This window comes from Parafrankia colletiae (assembly GCF_001854655.1).
GTDB lineage: Bacteria > Actinomycetota > Actinomycetes > Frankiales > Frankiaceae > Parafrankia > Parafrankia colletiae.
In genome coordinates this window covers 1-1,027 of record NZ_MBLM01000103.1, presented here as the reverse complement: position 1 = coordinate 1,027, position 1,027 = coordinate 1, and the positions used below count along the sequence as shown (strand labels likewise).

Sequence of the window (1,027 nt, the reverse complement as noted above, 5' to 3'; positions counted from 1 at the left end):
ACTGTGGAACGTGCGCGACCGGTCCAACCCACTCCCCCTCGGTAAACCCCTCACCGGCCACACCGCCTGGGTGACCTCGGTAGTGTTCTCAGCAGACGGTCGCACCCTGGCCAGTACCAGTCTCGATACCACCGTGCGACTGTGGGACACATCGAACACGCCCAACACGCCCAGTCCCCTCCTCAGCACAATCCTGACCGGCCACATCGGCGGGGTGGGCTCTGCGGCATTCACCTCGGACGGCCGCACCCTCGCCAGCGGCGGCAAAGACAGCAAGGTGCGGCTGTGGAACGTGATTGACCGAACCAAACCCAGCCCCCTCGGCAAGCCCCTCACCGGCGACACCGAAACCGTCGTCTGGCCGGTGGCCTTCTCACCAGACAATCGCATTCTGGCCAGCGGCAGCTGGGACAGTACGGTGCTGCTGTGGGACGTGGATAACCCGTCCACTCCCATTTCGCTCAAGCCACCCTCGGCAAAGGGTATAGAGTGGATTTGGTCGATAGCGATCTCCCCGGACGGTCGCACCCTGGCCGTCGGGAGCAAGGACGGGGCGATACGGTTGTTGGCGCTTCCTTGACCTCGGCTTTCGTACTGGCTGAACGAGTTGCCTGTGGGCCTCGCCATCAGCCGTCGCACTTCGGCGTCGCGACGTCGGCCTGACCGTCGAACAGGCGCGGGCACTGCTGACGCGGYGGCCGGTGACCGGCTGTACGCACTCGTGGTCCTGGCGGTCTTCCTCGGCCTACGCCGCGGAGAGCTTCTCGGACTCCAGTGGTCCGACATCGACACCGACCGCGGCACCCTCCCTCGCAATCCGCCTGGTCGGGTGGCCGGGGGGGATTGCGCCGGGTGGGCGGCCGGTGTCGCACCGGCCGCTTCCCACAGATTCCCCGCATGACAGTCTCCCGTCACGGGGCTCGTGCCGCCCAGTTATCATGATGTATATCGACGCGCCGTTCCCAGCGGGTCCGGAGCCGGCGGAACGGGTCTGTTGCATTGGGGGATGGCAGGGCATGGTTGACCC

Annotated in this window: 2 pseudogenes; both read left to right on the top strand. The window is 66.4% G+C overall.

Annotated features, from left to right (window positions below):
• A pseudogene (locus CC117_RS34545) lies at nucleotides 1–580 on the top strand (WD40 repeat domain-containing protein); the annotation flags it as partial.
• Between the two features lie 70 nt (nucleotides 581–650).
• A pseudogene (locus CC117_RS40890) lies at nucleotides 651–808 on the top strand (site-specific integrase); the annotation flags it as partial.
• Nucleotides 809–1,027: the final 219 nt, after the last annotated feature.